At 64.5% G+C, this 991-nt stretch carries 2 protein-coding genes; one reads left to right on the forward strand and one right to left on the reverse strand.

Annotated features, from left to right (window positions below):
- Positions 1–112: 112 nt before the first annotated feature.
- The gene (locus AC1D01_RS36390) at positions 113–484 is read right to left on the reverse strand and encodes a DUF3892 domain-containing protein (RefSeq protein ID WP_477874629.1); all 372 of its coding nucleotides are present in this window, start codon (positions 482–484) and stop codon (positions 113–115) included.
- A 153-nt stretch (positions 485–637) separates the two neighbouring features.
- Between AC1D01_RS36390 and AC1D01_RS36395 the strand changes: the two genes are divergently transcribed.
- Positions 638–895, forward strand: a complete 258-nt coding sequence (locus AC1D01_RS36395; RefSeq protein WP_477874631.1) for a helix-turn-helix transcriptional regulator — start codon at positions 638–640, stop codon at positions 893–895.
- Positions 896–991 lie beyond the last annotated feature (96 nt).

Here is a 991-nt window from a genome sequence, read left to right on the forward strand (position 1 = left end):
GCTCCCAGTAGAGCGAGTGCAGGTTGCCGGCGGGCATGAACCCTGTTTCCAGCGGTTCGATGGGTGGGTAGTGGGTGCGCAGGGTCATGCGCGCTGACTTTAGGCGAAAACGTCAGCGGCAGCGGCAGGTGCAACACGGCCGCCATGAGTGGAACCGGTCGCCACAGCGGCAGGGTTTGAGGGGCGGTGCGCCGCAATCGGGGCCGCAGTGCGGCAGCGCCAGCAGGTGATCGGCCCACTCGCCGCGCTCGGTGCGTGCGCGCAGGTGCGGCAGCTGGCCGGGCTCGCGCACGACATCGAGGTAGACCCACTGCCGGCGCAGGCGATCGACCACGTAGTAGCGCTCGATGTCGCGGTCCATGCAGCGGATGGCCTGGGCGATGTCGATGCGCCATTTGAGCTGGCTGTGGCCGATGTGGGTGATGAGGTCGTGGTGCGGGGGGCGCGTGGACAGGGTGATGCAGTTGATCTCGTAGCCCTTCATGCCAGGTTTCCCTTCCTCTGCTGCCGATGTGGTCCTGAATGAAGCCCTTGAAGCTCAAAAAATAATCCAAAGACTTCGTTTGGTATCCCAAAGTTAACACTTCGAAACCCAAAGAAGGTGGAGGACTTGTGCAGATGCCGCAATCCTTCCCGGATGAAAAAGAGTCCAGGCAAGAAGCTCGCGGCCCGCGATGTGTTCGCCCGCAACCTGCGCCGGGTGCGGCGCGCGCGGGAGATGTCGCAGGAAGCGCTGGGCCTGGAAGCGGAGATCACGCGCCCCTACATCAGCAGCGTAGAGCTTGGGCGGCGCAACATCTCGATCGACAACATGGGGCGCCTGGCCGACGCGTTGCGCGTGCCGCTGCGCGACCTGGTCGACCCGGACAAGTTCACCGACCTCGACGAGGCCTGAGGGACATCGCGCGAGCGGTGTAAGAAGCCGCGCACCGGGCGCGACGCACACGGATCCTCACTCCTCAGGGAATCCGCATGTTCACTCGTCGCCAGT

It is taken from the genome of Rhizobacter sp. P3_B12 (assembly GCF_056402895.1).